The organism is Mucilaginibacter sp. P5_A6, from assembly GCF_056400585.1.
Window position 1 is genome coordinate 1 of record NZ_JBFUKZ010000072.1, and the last position, 2,747, is coordinate 2,747.

A 2,747-nucleotide genomic window follows, 5' to 3' on the forward strand; every position below is an offset into this window, starting at 1 on the left:
ATATAAAATTATCTAATCGAGTGTCATTCGTTATAGCATTTAATTTCATGGGGCCTATAGCTTTAGAGGTTTCAAAAGAAGAGTAAAATAGATTATAATAAAAATAATAAATTACTATCAAATCATAGTGAATAGTAGTAAATAAGATATTCGATCTTCTTTAAAAGAAAAGAATTTATAAGAATTTTCCTATTTTATATAGTGATAATTACCCATGTAAGATTTCAGATTTGAGAGTGAATTAACTATAAAACAATGCTAAAGAACATAGGTGTCCGAAATTTTAGAAGTTTTAATGACGAAGGGATCTTTTTAGACAAATTATCTAAAGTAAATATAATAGTCGGGAAAAATAATAGCGGTAAATCGAACATACTAAGATTTCTAAAGCGTCTATCTGATGACTTGAACGATTTACATAAGTTAGGAAATCTTTCAGTAAGAGATTCATATACACAAGGAGCCCCAGTTAGCCTTGGTTTTAGGTTTAGCCACGAAGAACTAAATTGGCCTTCTACTATAAAAAAGAATATTTACACTAACGAGAATTCACAGCTAAGTGATGTCGTAAAGAATCCATTTGAGGTGTGGCTTCCTTTTAAAAATGAGCGAATTTCTAAAGATTTACTCCCTCAGGATTTATTGGACTTAGACATTACTGCATTAGGATCTTTTTTTAAAAAACAAGGCAGTTACAGTAAAGATTCGATCTTAAATGATATATCGGCTAATATTGATAATTTGTTTCAGAATAGGCTAAAAAGCATTGCCGGTTTAATTTCTATACCTGATTTAAGAGTTATTAGCCCATCGTCAAACCATAATTCCGGAAACTCGGAAATAAATGGAAAGAACATAATCGAAGAGATGTTTCAAATGCAACATCCTAACCCTGGTGACGAACATAGAAGAGAACTATTTGACAAAATTGAGAGATTGTTACAAAGTCTTTTAAATACAAAGGAGTTAACATTAGAAATTCCTTATGGAAAAGATGATATCATCGTTAAAATGCATGGCAAACGATTACCGCTAGGGAATTACGGGTCTGGAATATACCAAATAGTTTTACTGTGTAGCTCAATTATTGTCTATGAGGAGAAAGTAATATGCATTGAGGAACCAGAAACGCATCTTCACCCTGAATTACAAAGAAAACTCTTGGATTTTATCGAGAAGGAAACGACAAATACCTATTTTATAACTACCCATTCCAATGTATTTATAAATTATAGTAAAGGAGTTTCGATTTATCATATTAAACACGATGGCTTTAGCAGTTCCTTAACTAGAATTGAAAATAGTAGTTCTTCTCATAAATTACTAGACGATTTAGGATATAAATCTAGTGACATTATCCAAGCTAATGGAATAATTTGGGTTGAAGGCCCAAGCGACAGAAATTATATATTAAAATGGATTTCTTTACTAGACGATCGTCTAGAGGAAGGGCTACATTTTTCCATAATGTTCTATGGTGGTAAAAATCTAGCTAACGTTGCGTTTACAGATGTACATGACGAAGAATTGTTAACTACTTTAATTCCTTTACTGAAAATAAACAGAAATGCCGCGGTTGTCATCGATAGTGATATCACCGAAACTAGAAAGGAAATTAATGAGACAAAAAAACGAATCCAGGCTGAAGTTGGAGAAGACCATTGTTGGATTACAAAGGGTAAAGAAATTGAGAATTATATCACCCTAAACGTGATAAAAAAATGGCTAACCGAAAAAAACTTGTACAACAATGAGGTAATTGATATGAGTGCCTCGCTTTTTAAAGATATTGTAGCTTCAGCAGATAAAACAGCTAAAATTGATTATGATTCAAGAAAAACTAAATACTCTAATGAAATAGGGAAACACTTTATTTTAGAAGATCTAGAATTTAGGGGATTGAAAATAGAGGTCCAACGATTGATTGGTTTAATTAAAAATTGGAATCATCAACAATAGACCGGACTGTCAGCAAACCTAATTTAAATTTAACTTATTAACGTGGATAAAACATCAATATTATTGGCCAAGTTTGCGGGACTTCAAAAGACTTTCGCTAATATCCAATGGGGACGAACATCAGATAGGGCATCTGAACGGCAAGTGCTTCCATTGATTAATCAATATTTTAAATGCCGAGACGAGTTAATTGAATTACTTCCAGACCTTTTTAACGACTTACCAGAAGTAGCGCGCCCTACTTCATTTGGACAAAACGTTAATTCGGAATCGCTTTATTCTAGAGTACATGTTTTGCCAATTTTACAAAGCATTGATTATATTTTAGAAGTGAGAGCGAGCTACAGGATTGGCGAGAAAGTACAAGTTTCTCCGCAACAATTTAGAATTTTCATATCTCATGGGCGGAGTAAAGAATGGTTTAAAGTGCAGTCATATTTGGAAAGAGATTTAAATGTTAAGACCCTAGAACTAGCACAAGAAGCGAATCAGGGTAGAACTGTTTTACAAAAGCTTTATGAAGAATCTCTTAAATGCAGATACGCAGTTATTGTCATGACCGGTGAAGATATAGCAGAAAATCAAGTTAGAGCAAGGGAAAATGTAATGCATGAGATAGGTTTTTTCCAGGGCAAGTACGGATTAGAAAATATAGCTTTGTTACATGAAGAGGGGGTAAATATACCAAGCAATATTCATGGTTTAGTTTATATTCCGTTTCCAAAGGACACTGTTGAAGCTTCATTTGGAGCATTACTAAGAGAAATTAAAGTCGCTAACACACAATA

2 protein-coding genes are annotated in these 2,747 nt (G+C 32.8%); both read left to right on the top strand.

The window, feature by feature from the left end:
• Positions 1–255: 255 nt before the first annotated feature.
• On the top strand, positions 256–1,959 hold the full coding sequence (locus AC1DO4_RS27690; RefSeq protein WP_477421007.1) for an ATP-dependent nuclease: 1,704 nt from the start codon (positions 256–258) through the stop codon (positions 1,957–1,959).
• Between the two features lie 42 nt (positions 1,960–2,001).
• Positions 2,002–2,747: TIR domain-containing protein (locus AC1DO4_RS27695; RefSeq protein WP_477421008.1), on the top strand; the 746-nt coding region annotated here is incomplete at its 3' end.

Excerpts from the sequence above, each read along its gene's own strand:
- AC1DO4_RS27690 (WP_477421007.1), top strand. The coding sequence starts at position 256 with ATGCTAAAGAACATAGGTGTCCGAAATTTTAGAAGTTTTAATGACGAA.